The organism is Bradyrhizobium centrolobii, from assembly GCF_001641635.1.
GTDB lineage: Bacteria > Pseudomonadota > Alphaproteobacteria > Rhizobiales > Xanthobacteraceae > Bradyrhizobium > Bradyrhizobium centrolobii.
In genome coordinates this window covers 32,501-34,746 of the sequence record NZ_LUUB01000076.1, presented here as the reverse complement: position 1 = coordinate 34,746, position 2,246 = coordinate 32,501, and the positions used below count along the sequence as shown (strand labels likewise).

General features: G+C 55.6%; 1 protein-coding gene, 2 tRNA genes and 1 rRNA gene (1 of these 4 cut by a window edge). All 4 read left to right on the top strand.

The window, feature by feature from the left end:
- Positions 1-269: hypothetical protein (locus tag AYJ54_RS51710; RefSeq protein ID WP_063702871.1), on the top strand; the 269-nt coding region annotated here is incomplete at its 5' end.
- A gap of 90 nt (positions 270-359) precedes the next feature.
- Positions 360-1,850: ribosomal RNA gene (locus AYJ54_RS24505) — 16S ribosomal RNA — on the top strand.
- Between the two features lie 227 nt (positions 1,851-2,077).
- Positions 2,078-2,154, top strand: a tRNA-Ile gene (locus AYJ54_RS24500).
- Positions 2,155-2,187: 33 nt separating this feature from the next.
- Positions 2,188-2,246, top strand: a tRNA-Ala gene (locus AYJ54_RS24495) (it continues 17 nt past the right edge of the window).

Sequence of the window (2,246 nt, the reverse complement as noted above, 5' to 3'; positions counted from 1 at the left end):
TGATGCTCCTCACCTTGTTGAGTGACACAACAGTCGACACCGGTCGATTGGAGTCATTCATCGTCGGTAGGGGTGTCGGAACCCTTCCTCTCAGGAAGGTTGGGGCCTCTCCGGTCCCGGGCTGTTTGACAAGTGAAGATGAAGAAAGAGAAACGTGGACGGCGGAGTCCTTGCGGGTCTTGTTTCTGAAAAGCTTCGGCTTTTCTGATCGAGGCCGGACGAAAGACTTCGGCGGTACACGTTTCAAAGGTAACACCATGACCTCTTGATTGAGGTCAGTTCGCAAGCGATGTGAATCGCTTCGCGAGTATGGTGGGACCTCGTCAAACGTTGTGATCAGCCGGTTCAAAGTTCAAGTCCAACTTGAGAGTTTGATCCTGGCTCAGAGCGAACGCTGGCGGCAGGCTTAACACATGCAAGTCGAGCGGGCGTAGCAATACGTCAGCGGCAGACGGGTGAGTAACGCGTGGGAACGTACCTTTTGGTTCGGAACAACACAGGGAAACTTGTGCTAATACCGGATAAGCCCTTACGGGGAAAGATTTATCGCCGAAAGATCGGCCCGCGTCTGATTAGCTAGTTGGTGAGGTAATGGCTCACCAAGGCGACGATCAGTAGCTGGTCTGAGAGGATGATCAGCCACATTGGGACTGAGACACGGCCCAAACTCCTACGGGAGGCAGCAGTGGGGAATATTGGACAATGGGGGCAACCCTGATCCAGCCATGCCGCGTGAGTGATGAAGGCCCTAGGGTTGTAAAGCTCTTTTGTGCGGGAAGATAATGACGGTACCGCAAGAATAAGCCCCGGCTAACTTCGTGCCAGCAGCCGCGGTAATACGAAGGGGGCTAGCGTTGCTCGGAATCACTGGGCGTAAAGGGTGCGTAGGCGGGTTTTTAAGTCAGGGGTGAAATCCTGGAGCTCAACTCCAGAACTGCCTTTGATACTGAAGATCTTGAGTCCGGGAGAGGTGAGTGGAACTGCGAGTGTAGAGGTGAAATTCGTAGATATTCGCAAGAACACCAGTGGCGAAGGCGGCTCACTGGCCCGGTACTGACGCTGAGGCACGAAAGCGTGGGGAGCAAACAGGATTAGATACCCTGGTAGTCCACGCCGTAAACGATGAATGCCAGCCGTTAGTGGGTTTACTCACTAGTGGCGCAGCTAACGCTTTAAGCATTCCGCCTGGGGAGTACGGTCGCAAGATTAAAACTCAAAGGAATTGACGGGGGCCCGCACAAGCGGTGGAGCATGTGGTTTAATTCGACGCAACGCGCAGAACCTTACCAGCCCTTGACATCCCGGTCGCGGACTCCAGAGACGGAGTTCTTCAGTTCGGCTGGACCGGAGACAGGTGCTGCATGGCTGTCGTCAGCTCGTGTCGTGAGATGTTGGGTTAAGTCCCGCAACGAGCGCAACCCCCGTCCTTAGTTGCTACCATTTAGTTGAGCACTCTAAGGAGACTGCCGGTGATAAGCCGCGAGGAAGGTGGGGATGACGTCAAGTCCTCATGGCCCTTACGGGCTGGGCTACACACGTGCTACAATGGCGGTGACAATGGGATGCGAAGACGCAAGTCCTGGCAAATCTCAAAAAGCCGTCTCAGTTCGGATTGGGCTCTGCAACTCGAGCCCATGAAGTTGGAATCGCTAGTAATCGTGGATCAGCACGCCACGGTGAATACGTTCCCGGGCCTTGTACACACCGCCCGTCACACCATGGGAGTTGGCTTTACCTGAAGACGGTGCGCTAACCAGCAATGGAGGCAGCCGGCCACGGTAGGGTCAGCGACTGGGGTGAAGTCGTAACAAGGTAGCCGTAGGGGAACCTGCGGCTGGATCACCTCCTTTCTAAGGATGGTCCTTCAGCGAGCTCACGCTCACTATCGGACCGTTTTAGAAACATCAGGGGCCAACAGATCGCCAGATCGTTGAGCTCCATTGGCGGGATTTCGCCGTCTTCGTTTCTCTTTCTTCGCGGACGAACACGCGCCGGGGCTGCGCTGTGCGATTGCATTCGGCGCGTGTCGGCGGCGTGCACGCGAGCAGGGCCCTAGTCCTTGAGAGGATAGCGTTAGGGGCTTGTAGCTCAGTTGGTTAGAGCGCGCGCTTGATAAGCGTGAGGTCGGAAGTTCAAGTCTTCCCAGGCCCACCACTTTCATCGAGTGAGCATTCGTCTTCTGGTTACGGGGCCATAGCTCAGCTGGGAGAGCGCGTGCTTTGCAAGCATGAGGTCGTCGGTTCGAT